The sequence below is a fragment of the Enterobacter cloacae complex sp. 2024EL-00227 genome (genome assembly GCF_043945315.1).
GTDB lineage: Bacteria > Pseudomonadota > Gammaproteobacteria > Enterobacterales > Enterobacteriaceae > Enterobacter > Enterobacter roggenkampii.
On the sequence record NZ_JBIMQP010000058.1, the window covers coordinates 1 to 1,582 of the forward strand.

Consider the following 1,582-nt stretch of genomic DNA (forward strand, 5'->3'; position numbering starts at 1 on the left):
GTTCTCCGAATGAAAGCCTGTCCTCAGCATAGTACCGGGAAGGAGGGAGTGACCATCTCATTAAATAAAGCACGCTAAGCCGGTTGCAGCGGCCGTAGCGGCCTGAACTTGCCCGCGCCGATCTTGGCGCTGCTGCGCCAGAGGTAATCGCCGGTCAGGTTGATGTGCTCCCAGCCGAGCGGCGACAGGTACTGCAACAGGCCGTCATCGACGGCTTGACCGTGGCCACGCAAGGCGTTCGCGGCCCGCTCCAGATAGACCGTGTTCCATAGCACGATGGCCGCCGTCACCAGGTTGAGGCCGCTGGCCCGGTAGCGCTGCTGCTCGAAGCTGCGGTCGCGGATTTCCCCCAGGCGGTTGAAGAACACGGCGCGGGCCAGCGCGTTGCGCGCCTCGCCTTTGTTCAGCCCGGCATGCACGCGGCGGCGCAGCTCGACGCTTTGCAGCCAGTCCAGGATGAACAGTGTGCGCTCGATGCGTCCCAGCTCACGCAGGGCGACGGCCAGGCCGTTCTGGCGCGGGTAGCTGCCAAGCTTCCTGAGCATCAGCGAGGCCGTCGCCGTGCCCTGCTTGATCGAGGTGGCCATCCGCAGGATTTCATCCCAATGGGCGCGGACGTGCTTGATGTTGAGCGTGCCGCCGATCATCGGTTTCAACGCCTCGTAGGTGGCATCGCCCTTCGGGATGTAGAGCTTGGTGTCGCCCAGGTCACGAATGCGCGGGGCGAAGCGGAAGCCCAGCAGGTGCATCAACGCGAAGACGTGGTCCGTGAACCCTGCCGTGTCGGTGTAGTGCTCCTCGATCCGCAGGTCGGATTCGTGATACAGCAGGCCGTCGAGCACGTAGGTCGAGTCGCGCACGCCGACGTTCACGACCTTGGTGTGGAACGGCGCGTACTGGTCGGAGATATGGGTGTAGAACGTCCGCCCTGGGCTGCTGCCGTATTTCGGATTGATGTGGCCGGTGCTCTCGGCCTTGCTGCCGGTGCGGAAGTTCTGGCCGTCCGACGATGACGTGGTGCCGTCGCCCCAATGCTCGGCGAAGGGATGTCGGAACTGCGCGTTGACCAGCTCGGCCAGTGCCGCCCCGTAGGTTTCGTCGCGGATGTGCCAGGCTTGCAGCCAGGCCAGCTTGGCGTAGGTCGTGCCGGGGCACGATTCCGCCATCTTGGTCAGGCCCAGGTTGATCGCGTCGGCGAGGATCGTGGTCAGCAACAGGTTTTTGTCCTTGGCCAGGTCGCCTGACTTCAGGTGGGCGAAGTGCCGGGTGAAGCCCGTCCATTCGTCTACCTCCAGCAGCAATTCGGTGATCTTGACGTGCGGTAGGATCATCGCCGTCTGGTCGATCAGGGCCTGTGCGGTATCGGGCACCGCCGCATCGAGCGGCGTGATCTTCAGGCCCGACTCCGTGATGATGGCGTCCGGCAGCTCGTTGGCCAGCGCCATGCGGTTGACGGTGGCGAGCTGCGTTTCCAGCAGCGTCAGCCGGTCATGCAGGTACTGGTCGCAATCGGTGGCCACGGCCAGCGGCAATTCGCTGGCCTGCTTGAGGCTGGCGAATTTCGCGGGCGGCACCAGGTAGT

General features: G+C 64.4%; 1 pseudogene. It reads right to left on the reverse strand.

What is annotated here, in order from left to right:
- Positions 1–74: 74 nt before the first annotated feature.
- A pseudogene (locus ACHH0Z_RS25520) lies at positions 75–1,582 on the reverse strand (Tn3-like element ISPa38 family transposase); the annotation flags it as partial.